18 protein-coding genes and 1 pseudogene are annotated in these 18,185 nt (G+C 58.5%); 8 read left to right on the top strand and 11 right to left on the bottom strand.

Going from position 1 to position 18,185, the window contains the following annotated elements:
* Positions 1 to 4: 4 nt before the first annotated feature.
* The 11 genes and pseudogenes from LOY51_RS15015 to LOY51_RS14965 form a co-directional block, all read right to left on the bottom strand.
* Positions 5 to 499, bottom strand: coding sequence for a DUF3158 family protein (locus LOY51_RS15015; protein WP_186556077.1), 495 nt, complete (start codon positions 497 to 499; stop codon positions 5 to 7).
* Complete coding sequence (locus LOY51_RS15010; protein ID WP_258641805.1) at positions 496 to 1,251, bottom strand: PFL_4669 family integrating conjugative element protein; 756 nt, start codon at positions 1,249 to 1,251, stop codon at positions 496 to 498. The genes LOY51_RS15015 and LOY51_RS15010 overlap by 4 nt, the downstream gene beginning before the upstream one ends.
* A 150-nt stretch (positions 1,252 to 1,401) precedes the next feature.
* Complete coding sequence (locus LOY51_RS15005) at positions 1,402 to 2,619, bottom strand: STY4528 family pathogenicity island replication protein (RefSeq protein ID WP_258641803.1); 1,218 nt, start codon at positions 2,617 to 2,619, stop codon at positions 1,402 to 1,404.
* Positions 2,613 to 3,164 carry a DUF2857 domain-containing protein gene (locus LOY51_RS15000; protein WP_089230149.1) on the bottom strand — a complete coding sequence of 184 codons (552 nt, stop codon included), beginning with the start codon at positions 3,162 to 3,164 and terminating at the stop codon, positions 2,613 to 2,615. The genes LOY51_RS15005 and LOY51_RS15000 overlap by 7 nt, the downstream gene beginning before the upstream one ends.
* Positions 3,165 to 3,180: 16 nt before the next feature.
* Positions 3,181 to 4,719, bottom strand: coding sequence for a ParB family protein (locus LOY51_RS14995; RefSeq protein WP_258641800.1), 1,539 nt, complete (start codon positions 4,717 to 4,719; stop codon positions 3,181 to 3,183).
* Between the two features lie 14 nt (positions 4,720 to 4,733).
* Positions 4,734 to 5,609 carry a ParA family protein gene (locus LOY51_RS14990; protein WP_258646653.1) on the bottom strand — a complete coding sequence of 292 codons (876 nt, stop codon included), beginning with the start codon at positions 5,607 to 5,609 and terminating at the stop codon, positions 4,734 to 4,736.
* A gap of 3 nt (positions 5,610 to 5,612) precedes the next feature.
* Positions 5,613 to 5,828: an AlpA family transcriptional regulator gene (locus LOY51_RS14985; protein WP_186556073.1), complete on the bottom strand. Its 216-nt coding sequence runs from the start codon at positions 5,826 to 5,828 to the stop codon at positions 5,613 to 5,615.
* A 113-nt stretch (positions 5,829 to 5,941) separates the two neighbouring features.
* Positions 5,942 to 6,679 (bottom strand): hypothetical protein, encoded by a 738-nt coding sequence (locus LOY51_RS14980; protein ID WP_186556072.1) that lies wholly within the window; start codon positions 6,677 to 6,679, stop codon positions 5,942 to 5,944.
* A gap of 481 nt (positions 6,680 to 7,160) precedes the next feature.
* Positions 7,161 to 7,379 (bottom strand): transposase, encoded by a 219-nt coding sequence (locus tag LOY51_RS14975; RefSeq protein WP_258641799.1) that lies wholly within the window; start codon positions 7,377 to 7,379, stop codon positions 7,161 to 7,163.
* Positions 7,380 to 7,463: 84 nt separating this feature from the next.
* A complete protein-coding gene (locus LOY51_RS14970; protein WP_258641798.1) occupies positions 7,464 to 8,510 on the bottom strand; it encodes an asparaginase in 1,047 nt (348 codons plus the stop codon).
* Between the two features lie 8 nt (positions 8,511 to 8,518).
* Positions 8,519 to 9,488 (bottom strand): annotated as a pseudogene (locus LOY51_RS14965) (LysR family transcriptional regulator).
* Between the two features lie 291 nt (positions 9,489 to 9,779).
* Between LOY51_RS14965 and argH the strand changes: the two are divergent.
* From argH to LOY51_RS14925, 8 genes are all read left to right on the top strand, one after another.
* Positions 9,780 to 11,207: an argininosuccinate lyase gene (argH, locus tag LOY51_RS14960; protein WP_186556069.1), complete on the top strand. Its 1,428-nt coding sequence runs from the start codon at positions 9,780 to 9,782 to the stop codon at positions 11,205 to 11,207.
* A 91-nt stretch (positions 11,208 to 11,298) separates the two neighbouring features.
* Entirely contained in the window at positions 11,299 to 12,177 is an 879-nt protein-coding gene (locus LOY51_RS14955) for an amino acid ABC transporter permease (RefSeq protein WP_186556068.1), read from the top strand.
* A gap of 26 nt (positions 12,178 to 12,203) precedes the next feature.
* Entirely contained in the window at positions 12,204 to 12,968 is a 765-nt protein-coding gene (locus LOY51_RS14950; protein ID WP_186556067.1) for an amino acid ABC transporter ATP-binding protein, read from the top strand.
* Between the two features lie 31 nt (positions 12,969 to 12,999).
* Positions 13,000 to 13,818, top strand: a complete 819-nt coding sequence (locus LOY51_RS14945) for an ABC transporter substrate-binding protein (RefSeq protein WP_258641797.1) — start codon at positions 13,000 to 13,002, stop codon at positions 13,816 to 13,818.
* A gap of 14 nt (positions 13,819 to 13,832) precedes the next feature.
* Positions 13,833 to 14,681 carry a polysaccharide deacetylase family protein gene (locus tag LOY51_RS14940; RefSeq protein WP_186556065.1) on the top strand — a complete coding sequence of 283 codons (849 nt, stop codon included), beginning with the start codon at positions 13,833 to 13,835 and terminating at the stop codon, positions 14,679 to 14,681.
* Positions 14,674 to 15,573, top strand: a complete 900-nt coding sequence (locus LOY51_RS14935) for a polysaccharide deacetylase family protein (protein WP_186556064.1) — start codon at positions 14,674 to 14,676, stop codon at positions 15,571 to 15,573. The genes LOY51_RS14940 and LOY51_RS14935 overlap by 8 nt, the downstream gene beginning before the upstream one ends.
* Positions 15,570 to 16,931 carry an MmgE/PrpD family protein gene (locus LOY51_RS14930; RefSeq protein WP_258641796.1) on the top strand — a complete coding sequence of 454 codons (1,362 nt, stop codon included), beginning with the start codon at positions 15,570 to 15,572 and terminating at the stop codon, positions 16,929 to 16,931. Before LOY51_RS14935 ends, LOY51_RS14930 begins: the two co-directional genes overlap by 4 nt.
* Before the next feature lie 51 nt (positions 16,932 to 16,982).
* A complete protein-coding gene (locus tag LOY51_RS14925; protein WP_186556137.1) occupies positions 16,983 to 18,185 on the top strand; it encodes an MFS transporter in 1,203 nt (400 codons plus the stop codon).

Genomic DNA, 18,185 nt, shown 5'->3' with positions numbered 1-18,185 from the left:
GGGGCTACTCCTCGGTGGGGGAACAGGAAAGGGCGTGTTCGGCGGCCTCGAGCTTGCAGACCCCGCTACTGGCTTGGCGATACAGCGATTGCAGGCTGCTCATCTGCAGGTTCAGCACCACGCGGTTGGTCTCCAGTTGATACAGCGCCTGCCGCAGCTCCGGGTGCAGGTGCGGATGAACCACTGCTGCCTGCCACACCTGCACGCCCATGCGCTGAAAGTCCGGACTGCGCCAGCGCAGGAAGTCGGTGCCCGTCGCGCTGTGCTGGATGACCAGTCGCAGGTCCAGCAAAACGAATGGCGGTTGCGCCATGATCGCCAGCATCACCCCCATCAGCTCGGCGACCTGGGTGCGCAGGCGCAGGATCGTGTCGGCGAACTGCTGCAGCTCCCCCTTACCCTTAAAAGGCTTTAAAAGGCCTTTTAGGGAGGCACCTTGTGCGAACTCGCGATAGGCATCCGTCGACAAGCGTCGGGCAATCGCCTCAGCCAAGGTCATGCCTCACCCCCTTCGTCGGAGACATCCGGTAGAGGTGGGGCCTCGGCCTCCAGCGATTCAGGCGGCTCAGTTAGAGAGCCCGCGCTGGTGCGCACAATCGGAGGCGCGAACTGGGAGCGGCGGGTGCCTTCCAGAATATCCAAGGGCGGCGTGCCAAACTTCTCGAGGGCTTCACGGGCCCGGGCGTTGTTGGCGGCCATATCACCCCGAGTGACGCCCGCCAGGCGGTAGTTCTGGGCCAGGCCGAGCAGGCTGCGTAGGTGATGGGCCCCGCCATCAATCCAGCTTTCCATGTCGACCCGGCCGATCAGCGCGGTGTGGTGGGCGAGCAGAACACGACGGACCAGGGTGTCGTAATCGGTGAGCAGGTAGACCGCGAGAAAACCGAGCTGGCTGCCGATGTACAGCGGCAGCGTCACCGGGTGGATATTGAGGTTGTCACCGACATCGACCTGGGTGGGCAGGTCGTGCTCCACCTGGCTGACCTGGTGGACCAAATTGCGCACCTCGGCCTTGGTCTGCAGCAGCTTTTCTTCCAGCTGCAGCATGAACCAGTCGGCGTAGGGGTCATCCTGGCTGCTGGCTTGCTTGAGCAGATTGGTGACGGCGATGTAGCCAGGCATGCCGAGGATGGGATGCACGCCCTCGCGCCGGGAGCGACCCTGCCACAGCCGCGCCGCATGATGGGTGTGCAGGGTCAGGGTGATGCTGCTACGCAGGGACCCCAGGTTGAGTTGGTAGTGATCGGCCATCGCCAGTACCTCGCCGTCGGAATGACGCCGACGATGGCCTAATCCGTGAAGGTCTACGAGCATCAACACGAAGATGATCAGGTCACATTTTTCCGGCTGTGGACGTCGCTGGAAATGATCGCATTGGCATTGATTCCACCGACGTCCAGCCTACGTCGGCGCACTGACCCCGCGACAGCGTTGCTTCAGCTCCTCGAGGCAGGAGAGGGCCAGGGGAGAGGCAGTACGCTGACCGCTGCGGCGAGGTGGTTCGCTGGATGGCTGCGACAAACGTTCGAACATCGCCGTCCGCGAAGAGGCGGGCGCCGAGGCCGACGCTTCAGCGCGGGCGGCCCACAAGGTGAATTCACCCTGACAAGCGCGTTTGATCAAACCCATCAGGTAGGCGACCGGTTTGCGGATCTCTCCGCGGGCACAGCGCACCGCTGCTTCGTTGATTACCGCTTGTTGCTGTTCCGGCTCGAGCTGACGCATCGCCTGGGAGGCCATGCGTCGCTCGGTCGGGTTTAGCGGTAAGTCTTCGGGCCATCGCGCTCGACCAAATTCCACTTGCCCCAGTACCGTACTTTTTTTGCTTTTGTCTTTCTGTACTGTACGGCCAGCGTCGGCATTCCGAACATCAGCTGAAACCGGTGCTTTGCCGCAGGGTTCGGAATCAGTTACTGCGGCGCCAAAATCCCGAACGGTGTGACGCTCGCCAGGTTCGGAATTTCCCATATCGCTACACGTCAGCGGCAGCGTCTGCTGTTGCACCGGCGGTTCAGCTGCTACTAGCCGATCCTTGTCGACCCGGGCCACCTGCGTATCGGCCTGGATTTCTTCAATGACGTGCTGTGTCACATCCCGCACGCCTTTGGTGGCGTGGCTGAGATTCTGCTGCAGCAGTGTCGCATAGCCGTTGTCGAGTTCGAGCTGCTCGGCCGGGGTCAACGGATCGCCGTGCAGCACGTAGACACAGCCACGCAGGCAGCCCTGGGCATCACGTGAGCGGTCGACCAGGCTAAGCCAGCGAGTGGTGCGCAAGACATTGAGTGCGCGGGCGATGGTCTCGCGTGAGGCTTGGGTGCCGCACGGACTGGTGGCTAGATACGGTTGCAGGTCTTGGTAGCGCGGGGTTCTGACCTTGCGCTCGGTGATGAGCCAGCGCAGCACCTGCCAGGTATTGCGTTCCAGGGGTGTCAGTCGACGATCCAGCAGCAGCGCCATCGGCAGCGGATTGTTGTCGCCGTAGTAGATGGTGCGCACCGCTGGCGTCTCATCGGCCTCGGCCAGCTTGGCCTGCGCCGCTTGCCATTCATTTCGCCGGCGCAGTGCGTCGTAGCACTGGCGCACCACGTCCTGCCAGTCGACTTCGTAGAAACTCAGCACGGTGCACCTCCGTACAGTTCGACCTGCTGCCAGACCAGGGTCAGCGTGATGTGTTGTTCCTCGGCCAGCATCATCATCGTGTCCAGAGGGTCATTGTCAGGGTCCTCCGCCCGCAGTTGGCTCCATCGGTTCCACACCGCATGCTCTTGGGCTTCGCTCAGCTGAACCGGTCGGCCGCGGTGGGTCTCGATCTTCAGCACGCGTCGGCGCAAGGCGGTTTCCGAGTGGTCCAGACCAAAGCAGCGGTACATGATGTTGGAGCTCGCTCCGAGCTTAAGCGCCCGGTTGATCAGCCGTTCGTTCTGCTCGTCACGTTCGGCCTGGGCGATCAGGCGACGCAGCACCGTGGTATCGACCTTTACTTCCACCCAGGCGATCGACGAATGCGCCAGGTGCGAAAGGGTGGTCGGCGGCAGAGACTGCAACACCTCGATGTCCTCATCGGCCAGCCCCAGGGCTTTGCAGCGCTGCAGCCGGCCATGGCGCAGCTCATGCAGCACCTGGTTCAACATGGCATGGTTCAACAGATTGAAGGTCGTGCTCATGAGGCAACTCCTCACGTTAACGAGTGGTCGACAGCGTCAGCTGAATGAGCTGCCGGGCGTGGCGAATCAGTGTGAACAGTTGCTCGAGTTGGGCGTCGGGGAGTCGCTCGAGACCCACCGTGAGCGCAGGTCGCTCGGCACAGGGGAGGTCATAGGCACCAATCAGCAGTTGTCCGAAGAGGGCGGAGGGTAACTGTTGGCGCTCTTTCCAGCTGACGTCTTCCTGCAGCCGTAGCAGCGCTGATAGCAGCAGTTGAATGCCGGTGTGACGGGCACTCATCTGTTCGCGGTGTTCGGGTGCCAGTGTGAAACCCAGGCCATCCGCATGTGGGCTGACCATGGCATGGGCATCGGCATACGCGGCTAGTTCGGAGGCCAGCGTGGCGCAGCGCTTACGCAAAGTGATAAGGTCATCCTCTGCCAAAGTCTGGAGTGGTGCCGAGTCAACCGGTACATGAACAAGTTCAGGTGCGTCTGACTTTTCACCCCGCGGCGGTTCGTCAATCAGTGCCTGGCGGATGTGGGGAAGACGTGGCGTTTGAAACGGGGGTGGGTCGCCGTCACTATCTTCCTTATCAGCGCTGGGAAATTCGGACGCTGGTTTGGGGACCTCTTCCATGAACAATGACTCTGGCGTTGCATCGGGGGGTAGGTCCTGGAGCAGGCGCGGGGCGGTACTCGACTGAAGCGGCGAGGGTTGGTGTTCCTGGTGCAACTCCAGGGCCAGCAGTCGAGGTGTCTGCTTGAGGATCTCCGACATCCTGGCCAGCAGTTCGTCCTGCAACTCGCCCGTATCCAGCTCTGGCTTATCACTGTCATACATCGACAGTACTTCGAGCCAGAGCTGCACGAACTGTAGGGCGTCGCCGAAGTGCTGGTTCCAGATTGATTCCGCCCGCCGTCTCAAGCTGATGAGCCGTGCGATGGTAGGTTTGCCGAGACCGGCGTACAGAATTTGAGGGATTGCAGGGAGCAGGTACTCAAGCGTGTCGAACATGCGGCTGATCTGCGATTGTGAGATCGGATAGCCGCCTTGGCTCAGGCGTAAAGAGAGCTCGCGTTGACTCAGTGATTCATCACTCCCCTGAAGCATGCCCTGCAGTTGCGCCACCGCCAGCGCCCGCTCAATGAAGGTGAGCTGTCCATGCAGATCGCTTTCGGCCAGGTGCCCGAGCAATGTATGCGCCTCGGACTGCCAAGGCCGGAACAGGCAGTGGATGCGGAAAAAACGTTCTTCGCGGGTTTCCTGCCAGAGTTCGCCAAGGATACTCAGGCGCGTATTGCCACCGTTACGGATGATGAAATGCGGTTCGCTAGGGCGGCGTGTGATGGACGGTGGCTGGTCCAGCCCACGTTCGCGGATCGAAGCCTTGATGTCGTCGTAAAGAGGGTTGCGCATCACGCGTGGGTTCAGCTCGTACGGGCGCAGTTGCTCAAGGCTGACCACCATCGGGGTATCAGCGATTGGTACGGACGAAACCTCGCGGCCGGGGTTTTGTGGAAAATGTGCCTGCTGCAGCTGACGCGTAATGTCTTCGGACGTTGGCGGTTTCATTACCCATCCTCCGTTTATCCGCGACGTACGAGGTCGTGCCCAGCAGACTTTTGGTTTGGCACGTGCACTTCCAAGGCCAGAAGATGTTCGGCCCTCTGAGGAAAGAGCTCGACTGCCAGTGCGCGCATTACCTGGGCAGCGCAAGGACTGCGGCTACCAGAAGTTGGCGTGGGTTCCACTCGGTGCACAGGAAGCCCCAGCGAGGCGGCATTTGTGTAGGCCACGCGGTCGGGAATCGTCGTGGTGCAAACGGTGACATGCGGATCCGCTTGAAAGGAAGCTTGCAGGCTCTGCATGATCAAGCGGGTGTCGCGGCGATTGGCATTGACCTGGTTGAGCAGCAGCTTTACTGACGGCAAGGCGACCCCCAGGTAGCGGTAGGGCTCCAATTCTTCGAACAGACCCAGCGTGCCGCGGCGCAGTTCGCGTGCAGCAAGCATTTCCGGTGGTACCGGGCACAGCGCGCAGTCGGTAGCAAGGATCACCATCTCGACCACGACGCTGCGTGCACCTTGGGTATCGATGATCAACACATCGTACTCATCCTCGAATGCGGACAGCAGGTTACGCAGCCGCAGGCGGCCATCGGCTGCGTGTAACAGCAGAGTGCTGATGTGCCCGGCGCGGTCGTTGGATACGATCAAGTCCAGGCGTGGAATGACGGTACTGGAAATCACCAAGTCTGCCGTCGTAAGCCCCTGTGCGATGAGTTCGTAGCTACCCGCTTCACGGGGTTCCCTCAAGCTGTAGTAACTGGACAGGGTGGGCTGGCTGTCCAAATCCAGCAGCAATACACGAAGGCCGGCATCGGCGAGCAATCCACCCAGGTTAGCGGCGACGGTGGTCTTGCCCGCCCCGCCCTTGGTTGAGATGAGCGAAAGGACGTCCATCATTCAGTTCCCGCTGGACAGCCGGTCTTGAACCCACTGCTCGATTTCCAGCGAATCCCAGCCTACGGCGCGGGTGCCTATGCGTCGACACTGCGGAAACTGGCCGGCCTTCATCAGGTTGTAGATGTGCGAACGTTTGAAGCCGGTTTTCTGCTCCACTTCATCGCGGCGCATGATGTGGCGGTCGGCATTGAGGGGGGAAGGGCAGGTCGGTTGCATGATGTCACTCCTTAGCGCCGGGTGGTGCGTGGTGGGATGTGACAGTCAGTGAAGGCTCATCGAGGCGAAAAAACATTGTCAGGCAATGGCGGGCATTGCCTGACAATGCTGCGTCATGCCCGGAAAGCCTGGGCGAAATGGCGGCGAGCCTCGGCAAATCTCCGATCAAGGGTACTTTTGCTCAGGCCGCTGACTCCCGGGAAACGGCGGGTGATCTCCTCGACCAAGGCTGCCTGGCTTGGATAGATGGACTGCACCTGGCCGCTGTTCGATTTGCCCAACGTGACTTCCAGTACGGCGCCCACGAGCGTGTTATGCATACACTCGGAGGTCTCAGAGGGTATGCCGCAGGCCTCCAACCGTTCTGACAGCTCTCTGTTGGCGCTCACAAGCGTTGCCATTTCTTCGGTAGTGGCTGCGAGCTCTTGGCGCAGCTTTTCAATGGTGCGCTGGGAAGCGTCAATTTCTGCTTCCTGCACCAAGTGAGCGTTCAAGCTGATGCATTCTGAATGATCCAGATTTGGAGGGAACAGGAATGCAGGTCTCTGATCAGGGAAATTACGTAGGAACCAGGCCACTAGGTCAGCACGCCGTACTGAGCAATACTCATGATGCACTTGGTGGTCAGAAGTGATCGGGCGCCCTAAATAAGTCGCGGGGAGCTCGCCACAGATGATCGCATCGCAGATGCACTCAAGGTGTCTTTGCAGCGACGGCCACTGCGGAAAATGCTTTCGTAGGCAACCCGGTTGGGACGCGTCGACGCGCAAGATCTCGTCTTGGTAGGCGGCAAGGCCACACCACAAAATTGCGGCATCAATCGGGTGGTAGGAGCTTCTGATTGAAATCATGGCACACAGCCTCCAGCTGCGTTCGTCCTAGAATCGCTGGCGGAGGCGTGCGTACAGGCCCCGTCGAGCGAGCCGGGTTCCAATTTACGTATCCAATGTTGGTGACAACGGTTCCAGTTGATGGTTCCGGTGTAAATACACGATAGCGACGGGTTTTGACGCGATCCCTCCTTGCATCATTACGCTTTGAAAACGCCCCTCCGATACCCAGAGCCATTGCGAGCAGTCTGGGTCATCGTATTCGGGGAGGTTATGTGAGCGTTGTGGAGCGATATGTGGTCTCGAGCATTCCGCCGATCAGCACGTTGTGGATGACGTCAGAGGCCTCGGATGTGATGTTGAGGAATCCAGTGGCGTTTTCAGCTTGTCGTTGAGCGTGGAGAGGTCTGCCACATCACCAGCGGTGGCAGTGTAAGATAGCTGCAATTACTCGAGCGCACTGAGGGCAAATTCGAGCTTGGCTTGTTTCGCCAGATGTCTTTCAAGCTGGAGTGAACGCCGGCAGTGCAGATGGTGGATGATCGCGGTAAAGCGGTATCCACTTGCGGGCCAGGTTCGCGTTAATGCCGTGACGTAAAGCGATGCTGGCAATCGATACGTCGGGCTGTAGGCATTCCTGAGCGACCTGGGCCTTGAACGATTTTGGATAAGAGTTGCGCTGGCGCTTGGTGATCCTTGCGATAAGGGCGATGGTGTCCACGTTTATGTGGCCACCATCGTCCTTAATGCCTGGATTCGGAAGTTGTGTTCGCCGGCCCCTTACTTTCGGATTGCCACATCTCAATTAGTAGCGATCAAAATAGCCTTGGACGATCCGAAAATCACGGGTTTTGCCCAAGGCAAGCATCAAAAGTATTCGCGCTTTCTGCGGGTTAAGGGAGTTCGCGGTAACGAGCCCAAGAGTCTCATCATCAGCCGAGCCTGTTACGATCCCGTCTCCAGCCCGGCTGGAACGTACAAATAGCACACCATTACGAACAGCCTCTTCAGCCCCCGCGCGAGCCGATGGTGAGAGGCTGCCATTGCCCGTCGCTGCCAAAACAATTCCCTGTGCCCCCGCAGCGATTGCAGAATGGTACAGATGCGCGCCGGCACCTTGGTGGTCATAAATGATATCGACTTGAGGCAAACTTTCGATCGCATCGAGGAAAAATTCGCTTTCCCCTGTGTGCGCATGCGTAGGACCACTGTAGAAATGCACGACATTTCCTACGATTTCTCCAAGATAGCCCTGCCCGACAGAACGAAACGCGTCGACGCCGGTAGTGCTCGCCTTGGTCATACTGCGTGCCGAGCCGATTCGGTCATTGAGCATTATAAGGACACCTTTGCCAGAAGCACACGGTGTAGTGACCAGACGAAATGCGTTATACAGATTAAGTGGGCCATCTGCGCTCAATGCGGTTGCGGGCCGCATTGCGCCGACCATGACCACGGGTTTCGTGCTCTTAAGCGTCAAGTTCAGGAAGTAAGCGGTTTCTTCCAGCGTGTCAGTACCGTGGGTAATCACCACTCCGTCGACGTCTGGCAATTTCAGCAGTTCGTCGACTCGTTTGGCAATGTGCAACAGTATCAGGTTATCGATCTGGTGGCTTTCAACATTGACCACCTGTTCGCAGCAGATTTTGGCCAAATCATTGACGTTTGGAACAGCAGCCAGTACCTCATCGATTGAGGCGGTCACCTTGTAACCCTGTAGTTCCGTAGCACTTCCCGCTGACGAAGCGATGGTGCCGCCTGTTCCGATCAGAACAATATTCGGCCTGTCGCATAGTGTCGAGGACGTCGACGTAATTGAAACGTTGCTCTGGGGGTTGGAGTTGGTAGTCATCGAAAGCATTACCCTGTTATCGCGAGTTTTAGGTCAATGTTCATAAAGTCCGCAAATGCTTTGACCAGCGGACTGCGTGGCGCGTTATGGCGCAAGATTAGGCTGAAGGGCGTCAACAATTTAACGACATCTGGGCGAATAGCCCGCAAACGCCCGTCTTTGACGAGTTGACTGGCATAATGGCATGGAAGAAAACCGATGAACCTGCCGGTCAGGATCAGCATCGCGACGGCTTCGACCTGCGTGGCAGACGTTGAACTTTCATCGTAGTCAAAGAACTCTCTTTTTGCTGCATGTATGGCATAGCGATGATTGACGAAGCTGTACTTTTTCAACTGTTCTAACTCAATTTCTTCATCCGCCTTCTCAAACAATTCATGCCCTACAGCGCAATACAGTGTCGACTTTTCTTCGTACATTTCAAAATAATCAAATTCCTCCCTTCGCTGGTAAACTGGAACGATACCCGAAACAAATCTCCCTCGACAACGCCCCGCTCCACTTCATCCAACTGCGAAACACTCAATCGCACCCTCACCTTGGGTGCCTCATCGGCCATCGTTCTGATCGCCGCAATCAGCGGAGAGCCTGAATCAAATATCGTGTTATCAATGACACCGATACTCAGGTCCCCAATCAATTCATTTTTCGTGGAACTTATCCTGTCTCGGAAGTTTTCCACCGAATTGAATAAGTCGATGGACGCCTGATAAACCACCTTGCCCTCGTCCGTCAGGCTGAAGCCCTCTCGACCGCGGCTGCACAGGCGCATTCCGATGCGAATTTCAAGGTCCGAAATCTGTTTACTGATCGCCGCGAGGCCCACATTCAGCTCGTTCTGGGCTGCACTAAAGCCCCGGCTTCTACAACAGCTTTGAAGACTTTCAGCAGTTTGAAATCTTGTCCGCTCAGCGCCATCGGCGCTCTGATTCCTGTCTTTCCGGGCAGGTTTCCGGGCGTGGAAAGTGAGGTTTCCATGATGATTATTTACCTCGTAGTCGGCATACAACAGGCTAGATCACCACAACAAGAAATCAGCCGGCCTAATCATCATGAACACATGCAGCGGCGCATTGCAACAAACTTCACATCAGCCGTTTATTTCACAAGCGACTGATTTAAATATGTTTTATCCTGCCCTATCGGCCAAAAAACTCTCGCCAAACACGTCTTGCTTCCACAGTAATTCCCAGGTATTTGCGCGCGCTGAATAGTACTTATCCGTATTAATCTCGCCCGTTCTATTTCAAAAAGTGAGGAACAATAATAATGACTCAACCTACTGATCGCCTTTGGGGTGCTCGTTTCAAGAGTGGTCCTTCGGAGGCGTTGGCAGCCCTCTCGCGTTGCCCTGAGCGCTACTTCCAGCTCGCCCCATACGACCTGGCAGGCTCTCGAGCACACACCCGCGAACTGCAACGTGCAGGGTTGCTGGACGAGACTGAAACCCAGCGCATGCTCGAAGCGCTCAATACCATCGAAGAAGAATTTCGCGGCGGCCGGCTCAGCCCTTCGCTGGATGACGAAGACGTGCACACCTTCCTCGAGCGCGTGCTAACTGAGCGCCTGGGGCCGCTTGGCGGCAAGATCCGCGCCGGTCGCTCTCGCAATGACCAAGCCTCCAATGATCTGCGGCTGTTCCTGCGTGACCACGCCCGCAAGTTGGCATCGCAGGTGCTGGACCTGCAAGACGCCTTGGTTGAGCAAGCTGAACAGCACGTCGAAACCATCTGCCCTGGCTTTACCCACCTCCAGCAGGCCCAGCCGATTACCTTTGCTCATCAGTTGCTGGCGCACGCTCAAGCCATGCTGCGTGACATCCAGCGCCTGGTCGACTGGGATGCGCGCACTGCGCTGTCGCCCCTGGGAGCAGCGGCCATGGCAGGTTCGGCGATCGCCCGTCAGCCTCAGCATTCCGCCGTTGAGATGGGGTTCACCGCGCCCTGTGAAAACTCCATCGATGCCGTGGCCAGCCGCGACCATGTCGCTGAATTCCTGTTCGTGACCGCTATGCTGGGCATCAACATTTCCCGAGTATCGGAAGAGTTTTGCCTGTGGTCCTCTCGCCAGTTCCGCTGGGTCGACCTGGATGACGCGTATGCCACCGGTAGCTCGATCATGCCGCAGAAGAAGAACCCGGATATCGCCGAGCTGTCCCGCGGCAAGGCTGGCCGTCTGATCGGCAACCTGACTGGGTTGCTCTCTACGCTGAAATCTCTGCCGCTTTCCTACAACCGGGACCTTGCCGAAGACAAGAACGAAGTCCTGGACACTGTCGAAACCCTGAGCCTGGTCCTGCCCGCCATGGCGGGTATGGTCCGCACCATGCGCGTACGCACAGACGAACTGCGCCGCCAGGCGCCGCTGGGCTTCACCTTGGCCACCGAGGTCGCCGACTGGCTGGCGGTACGCGGCGTGCCCTTCAAAGAAGCTCACGAGATCACCGGTGCTCTGGTACGAGCCTGTGAAGAGCAAGACATCGAGTTGTGGGAAGCCAGCCCGAGCATGTTGGCGGACATCGATGGGCGACTGACCCCCGATGTGAAGCAGAGCCTGACTCTGGAGGCTGCCATCGCCGCTCGCAGTGGCTGGGGCGGCACAGCGCCAGAGCGTGTCCGGGAGCAAATCACCCGGCTGAAATCGGCCTTGGAAGGTCAGCGCGAGTGGACGGCCAACTACGCCGGCCCACGCATCTGAGTTTTGCCCAAACGGAGCGCGACCCCAGGGTAGTGCTTTCCAGATCGACCGATTAGCCGCAGCCCTCCAGTGCTGCCTTCGGAGCAACACCATGAGTCAATTACAAGCACAACGTCTTGTCGCCGAGCGCAAGCAACAGGAAAACCAATTCGACATCGCCCATTACGAACACGTGCCACGCCGATACTACGGGCGCATGTTCTTCGCCACATTGCTCGTGGTCCTGTTAATCGGCCTTGGGAATGCCTTCGCCAAAGGTCAGATCGAATGGTCCTATGTCGGCCAGTTCCTGACGTCCAAAGCGATTCTGTTCGGCCTGATGAACACCATTCTGATGTCCCTGCTCGCCATGACGCTGGGGATCATCTTCGGGGTCATCACGGCGATCATGAGAATGTCGCAAAACCCCATTCTGCAGTACGTCGCCCTGGGTTACACCTGGCTGTTCCGCGGCACACCGCTGATTCTGCAGCTTTTACTCTGGTTCAACCTTGCGTTGATCTTCCCGGTCATCAGCATTCCCGGCGTCTTCCAGATCGACACTGTGAGTGTGATGACGCCATTTGTTGCGGCCCTGCTCGGCCTGAGCATCAACCAAGGCGCCTACACCGCCGAAGTGGTGCGCGCCGGCCTGCTCTCCGTCGACACCGGCCAGTATGAGGCTGCGAAGTCCATCGGCATGCCGCGCCTTCAGGCACTCAAACGGATCATTTTGCCGCAGGCCATGCGGATCATCATCCCGCCAGTGGGTAACGAGTTCATCGGCATGGTGAAGATGACCAGTCTGGCCAGTGTCATTCAGTACTCCGAACTGCTGCACAACGCCCAGAACATCTATTTCGCCAACGCGCGCGTAATGGAACTGCTGATCGTCGCGGGTATTTGGTACCTCGCCGTCGTCACTGTCCTGTCGTTTGGTCAGAGCCGCCTGGAACGTCACTTTGCCAAAGGCGCAGGTAAGCGCTCCTAACCGGCCACGCACAGAGAGATATCCCTATGAGAAGCATCGTCAAGGCCGTCGGCCTGAACAAACACTACGGCGATTTCCACGCCCTCAAAGACATCAACCTGGAAATCGAACAAGGTGAAGTGCTCTGTGTCATCGGCCCTTCTGGCTCGGGCAAGAGCAGCTTCTTGCGCTGCATCAACCAGTTGGAAAAAGTCGATAGTGGCGCACTTTGGGTCGATGACGAACTGGTGGGCTACCGCATGGTAGGCCGCAAGCTCTACGAGCTGAACGAGACCCAGATCGCCCGCCAACGCCTGGTTACCGGGATGGTCTTCCAGCGCTTCAACCTGTTTCCGCACCTGACCGTGCTGGAGAACATCATTGAAGGTCCGTGCCAGGTTTTGAAGCGCTCGCCCAAGGAGGCCACAGAGGGTGCCATTGAGTTGCTGGCGCGTGTCGGGCTGGCTGATAAACGCGATCACTACCCGATCCAGCTTTCCGGCGGTCAGCAGCAGCGGGTTGCCATCGCTCGGGCGCTGGCCATGCGGCCAAAGCTGATGTTGTTCGACGAGCCCACCTCCGCACTCGACCCGGAATTGGTCGGTGAGGTGCTCTCGGTCATGCGTGATCTCGCTAAAACGGGGATGACCATGGTTGTTGTAACCCACGAACTGGGTTTCGCCCGCGAGGTTTCCAATCGCGTGGTGTTCATGGATGCCGGCCAAGTCGTGGAGGTCGGAAGCCCAGAAGAGGTGCTGTTAACCCCACAAAATCCACGCACTCAAAACTTCATTTCTGCCGTTCGCGCCTAGGCGCCAATAATAATTCAAGAGAACGTCGTACATGAAAAAGCTGATCCTCTCCTCCGTACTGATGGGCATTGCCGTTTGTGCACAGGCAACCGCAGAACTCCCCGCAGCCATCAAAGCCAAAGGCGAAATCGTTGCAGCGATCAAGCCCAACTATCCGCCGATGGACTTCAGAGACCCGGCCACCAACGAGCTGACCGGTTTCGACTATGACCTGGGCACCGCACTGGCTGAGCGCCTTGGCGTGAAGATAAAGTGGCAGGAAACCTCGTTCGAACAGATGATCAGCGCGCTGACTACAAAACGTGTTGACATCATCCTGTCCGGCATGACCGACACCAAGGAGCGGCAAAAGGCGATCACGTTCGTTGACTACTTCGTCAGTGGACCACAGTTTTACACCCTGCAGAGCCGCACCGACCTCAACGAGACAACCGACTTGTGCGGGAAGAAAGTGGGGACGAGCCGAGCCACAACATGGCCAGACGAGATCGCTGAGTGGAGCAAAGCGAACTGCGAAGCAGCAGGAAAGCCCGCGGTTGTTGTGATGGGATCAGAAGGGAGCGCTGATGCTCGTACTCAACTTCGTCAACGTCGCATAGACGCCGCCATGCAGGGCAGTGAGACCTTGCCCTACATCATGTCCCTGGACAAAAACTCCCTTAAGACCCTGGGCCATGCCATTTCCACCCAGTTCACCGGGCTCGGCGTGAGCAATGCCAACCCTGAACTGACGAAAGCCGTGGCCGAGGCTTTGCAAAGCATGATCGCCGACGGCAGCTACCACGCCATCCTGAAGAAGTGGGACCTTGAGAAAGGCGCTGTCGAGCGCGTGACTATCAACGGCCAGTAACCAAGAGCCCACCCATGTCCTCTCCGACAACACTTCAGTGGCCCGGCGAAAGCAGGGCCTGCATGGCCCTGGCCTTCGACGTCGACGGTCCGACCGGCGATGCAATGCTCGACGGATCGATCTGGCGCAAGCCCGAATATTTCGGCTTTGGCAGTTACGGGCCCTATCGCGCCCTGCCACGTATCCTCGATCTGCTTGATGCCGTGCGCATACCGGCAACGTTCTTCGTGCCCGCATGGGTGGTGGAGAATTGGCCCAGACAGTGCCAAGCGATTGTCGAAAGGGGACATGAGGTGGCCTACCACGGCTACAGGCACGAATCCTTTTTTGCGCTGGAGCCGCAAGTACAACGCCAAGTGCTGGACAAGTGCCGGGAAGTTTTCTGGAACGTGCTGGGCGTGCGTGCAGAAGGGTTTCGTACCCCTTCCGGCGATTGGCACGCCCAAACCCCAGCAGTGCTCCTGGAGGCCGGCGTGACCTACTCCAGTAGTATGCGCGGCGATGATCGCCCCTATTTGATCAACGTTGCCGGCCACGCTCGCCCGCTGGTGGAAATCCCAGGCCACTGGGAGCTCGACGATTACGCCTCCCTGGCTTACACCAAGCGCCCAGACTTTCCCTGCGGTCTGGACCGGACGGCGAGCTATGAGCTGACCCTCGACAACTGGTGCCGCGAGTTCGACGGTGCCATGGATGAAGGTCTGTGCTTGACCACGCTGTTGCATCCGAAGATCACCGGAAAACCTGGCCGGCTTTTACTGTTGGAGCAGCTTTTCGAACATATGCGCCAACGTCAGGATGTCTGGTTCTCCACCTGCCGCGACGTTGCCCAATGGACGCTCAAGGAGCACGGAAATGACTGAGCTGCCAGTCTGGCCGGCACCCTACCGCTGCGCCGTAGTCGTGACCGTCGACTACAACGATACCCACGGCATTCTCACCCAAGCACCTGCTGTCGCAGGTCGGGACAAAACACTGTCAGTCTGGCGCTACGGCACCACACGTGGTGTGCCACGCCTGCTGCAGACCCTCGCCGATCTGCAGGTTCGTAGCTCTTGGTGCATTCCCGGCATCGTCGCCGAGCAGAACCCTGAGCGGATCGATGCGATTCTCGAAGGCGGGCATGAAATCGCCTGTTGCGGATACCGACATCAGGACTATGACTCGCTCAGCCTCTGCGAGCAGGCGTTCGAACTGGAGCGAGGCTGCAGCGTCTTGGCCAGCCTCTGCGGGCAAAAGCCGCGAGGTTTCCGTGTGCCTGCGGGCAATTGGGCTCCCGGTTTCCCCGAAGCCATGCGCCGCCAAGGAATACGTTGGTCGTCGTCCCTGCGTGGTGATGATCTGCCGTATGCGCACCTGCAGTCGGCGCCCGGCGGCGCGCCGTTAATTGAGTTACCCCTGCATTACGAACTGGAGGACGAGCCCTACTTCGCGTTCAACCTGAGCCCGGCAGTGCCGCCCGCTCAATCGCGCATCGCCTCCTACAGCCACACCCTGAAGAACCTGCAGATGGACTTCGCCGGGTTTCATCGCTATGGCCTCTGCTACGTGCTGCGCCTGCACCCGGAGATCATCGCAACACCGGGCCGCATCGGGCTCCTGCGCGAGTTGCTGGAAGGGATTCAGCAGCTTCCGGACGTCTGGTTCGCCACTGCCGAAGAAGTGGCGCAGTGGTGGGCGCAATCCGGCCCCGCGCTGCCCCTTGACCACCCTGCCGCTGTTTACGCACGCCATTATACGGAGCATCAACTGTGACTGAGCGCCTACAGAAACTGGCCCGTTTTGTAGTCGAGACCCTGTTCGACGATCTACCACCGCCCCTGGTAGAAAAAGCCAAACGCCATATCCTGGACACCTTCGGGGCGACTCTGGCGGGCGCCACCAGTGACATATTCAAGGCCTCCTGCCAGCTTTTCATTCAGCACGAAGCCTCAGGCAGTACCGTGCTCTGGGGCACCCACCACCGCGCCAGCCCACGCAATGCAGCTTTGTTGAATGGTATAGCGGCCCATGCTTTGGAACTGGACGATGCCGGTGGCTGTGATCATTCCGGCGCTGTTGTGTTGCCCGCCGTAATGGCTGCCTTGCAGGCCAGCAACAGGGCTGTCTCCGGCAAAGAGTTACTGGTGGCCGTGGTTATCGGCTATGAAGTCGGCCGACGTGTACTCGAGGCCTGCGGGAGCTACTCCGCACACAATGGTGCCGGTTGGCACTCCACGTCCACCTGCGGCGTTTTTGGTGCCGCAGCGGCTTGCGCGCGGATCTTCGGGTTGGATCAGGCGCAGACGCTCTGCGCACTGGGCATCGCTGGCAGTTTCAGCGGCGGACTGTGGGCGTTCATCCACGATGGCTCGCAAACCAAAAAGCTGCATACCGGCAGAGCAGCAGAAGGCGGTTTGCTGGCGGTCATGCTTGCCGAACAAGGCATCACTGGGCCGGCCTATTTGTTCGACGACGTGTGGGGAGGCTTCCTTAAAACCCTGGCTGGCGACGATGCCGAACCGCAAGCCTTGGACGAAACCCTGGGCAAGGTCTGGAAACTGGGGCGTTGCTCCATCAAACCCCATGCTTCCTGCCGTGGCACCCATGCTGCAATCGATGCTGTGGGTTTGCTCATGGAGCAACTGGAGATCACACCTCACGAGATCACTGAGGTGCGCGTGGAGATGTGCGCGATCCTCAAAGACATGTGTGGCCATACCCGTATAGAAACGCTGGCCAGCGCACAAATGAGCCTACCGTATGCGCTCGCGGCGAGGCTCACCTATGGCCACGCAGGGCTGGACGCTTACGAAGACAAGTGTCGCGAGCATTCGATGATTAGCCACTGGTTCGAGCGCATCCACCTGAGCGTGAACTCCGCACTGTCCGAAGACGGGGAACCTATCGTCACCCTTCGTACTCATGACGGTCGCGAGGCCAGCCTGTGTGTCGAGCTGGCGCTGGGCGCACCAGGCAACCCCATCAGCGATGTGGCGCTGTTGGACAAATTTTATAGCTTGGCTGTGCGCGTGCTCCCTTTGCCGAAGGCCACGCACTTAGCCAATCTTCTTTTGAGCCTCGAAGACCTGCACACCACCGAGCAGCTTCCTGAATTGCTTTCGGTCGGATAACACCGCGTTGTCTTGCCCCCACCCATGACCGCAAGGACGTGCATGATCTCTGTGACTACTTACCCGCTCGCCATTCGCCGCCTGATGGTGTGCTCGCTGACCATCGTTATCAGCCGCGCCGTCACAAGCCCTCTGCTGGCACTTTTCATCAGCACCCAGCTTGGGCTGAATCAGAATGACGTTGGTCTGCTGGTGGGCATTGCTGCGTTCATTGGTACGTTTCTGGGGCTGTATGGCGGCTACGTAGTGGATCGTTTGGAGAAACGTCGGCTTCTCATCCTGTCGATGCTTTCCGGCGCCATCGGATTCCTGCTGTTGACGTTCGCCAATGACCTGCATGTCGCGGCGCTGGCCTTGATCATCACCGAGTCAGCCTCAGCATTGTTCGTCATTGGCTCCAAGGCCATTCTCAGTGACAACCTGCCTGTGGAGCAGCGAGCGAAGGCCTTTTCCCTGCGTTACACCCTGACCAATATCGGTTATGCCACTGGCCCGATGCTTGGCGTAATCCTGGCTGGCGTTCAGCCGATGGCCCCCTTCTGGACAGCCAGTGCCATCGCCTTTCTCAGCATCTTCCTGATGAAGGGTGTTCCCACCAGCAAGCGTTCAGACGCAGCTGCCACCCTTCAGCCTCCCAGCTTCCTCGCCACGTTAGCCACCCTCAGAGGCGATCGCATCCTGATCCTGTTCACGCTGGGAAGCCTTCTCAATGCGGTGGTTCATGGCCGATTCACCATCTACCTGTCGCAGTATCTGCTGGTTGAATATTCGTCCGACGATGCCATGAGTATTCTCTCTGCGGTGCTGGCTTGTAACGCGATCACGGTGATCGTCTTGCAGTATCAGTTCGGTCGCCTGCTCAAGCGAGAGCACCTGGCATTCTGGATGGGCATCGGCTCGGTGCTTTTCATCAGTGGCCTACTGGGTTTCATGTACGCCGAGAACAGCGTCAGTTGGTGCATTGCAATGTTTGTATTCACGCTGGGTGAAATGATCGTGCTGCCGGGCGAATACCTGTTCATCGACACCATCGCCCCAGAGCATCTTCGTGGCAGCTATTACGGCGCCCAAAACCTCGCGGCCTTGGGTGGCGCTCTCAGCCCGATTCTGTGCGGGTTCTTCCTTACCTACTCTGCACCCACCAGCATGTTCCTTGTGCTAATGGCATTCTCAGCATTAGGCGGTTTGCTCTGCTTCGAGACCGTAAGACGAGGCACGCGCAGACTCAGCGCAGAGGTTGGAGTTGTGCGATGA

This window comes from Pseudomonas sichuanensis, assembly GCF_024749065.1.
GTDB classification, from domain to species: domain Bacteria; phylum Pseudomonadota; class Gammaproteobacteria; order Pseudomonadales; family Pseudomonadaceae; genus Aquipseudomonas; species Aquipseudomonas sichuanensis.
Note: the sequence above shows the minus strand (reverse complement) of the source record. Positions and strands in the feature narration are given on the sequence as shown.

Bases quoted from the DNA above. Each gene is read 5' to 3' on its own strand.
- LOY51_RS15015 (WP_186556077.1), bottom strand. From the start codon at position 499: ATGACCTTGGCTGAGGCGATTGCCCGACGCTTGTCGACGGATGCCTAT.
- LOY51_RS15010 (WP_258641805.1), bottom strand. From the start codon at position 1,251: ATGGCCGATCACTACCAACTCAACCTGGGGTCCCTGCGTAGCAGCATC.
- LOY51_RS15000 (WP_089230149.1), bottom strand. From the start codon at position 3,164: ATGAGCACGACCTTCAATCTGTTGAACCATGCCATGTTGAACCAGGTG.
- LOY51_RS14995 (WP_258641800.1), bottom strand. From the start codon at position 4,719: ATGAAACCGCCAACGTCCGAAGACATTACGCGTCAGCTGCAGCAGGCA.
- LOY51_RS14990 (WP_258646653.1), bottom strand. From the start codon at position 5,609: ATGGACGTCCTTTCGCTCATCTCAACCAAGGGCGGGGCGGGCAAGACC.
- LOY51_RS14985 (WP_186556073.1), bottom strand. From the start codon at position 5,828: ATGCAACCGACCTGCCCTTCCCCCCTCAATGCCGACCGCCACATCATG.
- LOY51_RS14980 (WP_186556072.1), bottom strand. From the start codon at position 6,679: ATGATTTCAATCAGAAGCTCCTACCACCCGATTGATGCCGCAATTTTG.
- LOY51_RS14970 (WP_258641798.1), bottom strand. From the start codon at position 8,510: ATGACTACCAACTCCAACCCCCAGAGCAACGTTTCAATTACGTCGACG.
- argH (WP_186556069.1), top strand. From the start codon at position 9,780: ATGACTCAACCTACTGATCGCCTTTGGGGTGCTCGTTTCAAGAGTGGT.
- LOY51_RS14955 (WP_186556068.1), top strand. From the start codon at position 11,299: ATGAGTCAATTACAAGCACAACGTCTTGTCGCCGAGCGCAAGCAACAG.
- LOY51_RS14950 (WP_186556067.1), top strand. From the start codon at position 12,204: ATGAGAAGCATCGTCAAGGCCGTCGGCCTGAACAAACACTACGGCGAT.
- LOY51_RS14945 (WP_258641797.1), top strand. From the start codon at position 13,000: ATGAAAAAGCTGATCCTCTCCTCCGTACTGATGGGCATTGCCGTTTGT.
- LOY51_RS14940 (WP_186556065.1), top strand. From the start codon at position 13,833: ATGTCCTCTCCGACAACACTTCAGTGGCCCGGCGAAAGCAGGGCCTGC.
- LOY51_RS14935 (WP_186556064.1), top strand. From the start codon at position 14,674: ATGACTGAGCTGCCAGTCTGGCCGGCACCCTACCGCTGCGCCGTAGTC.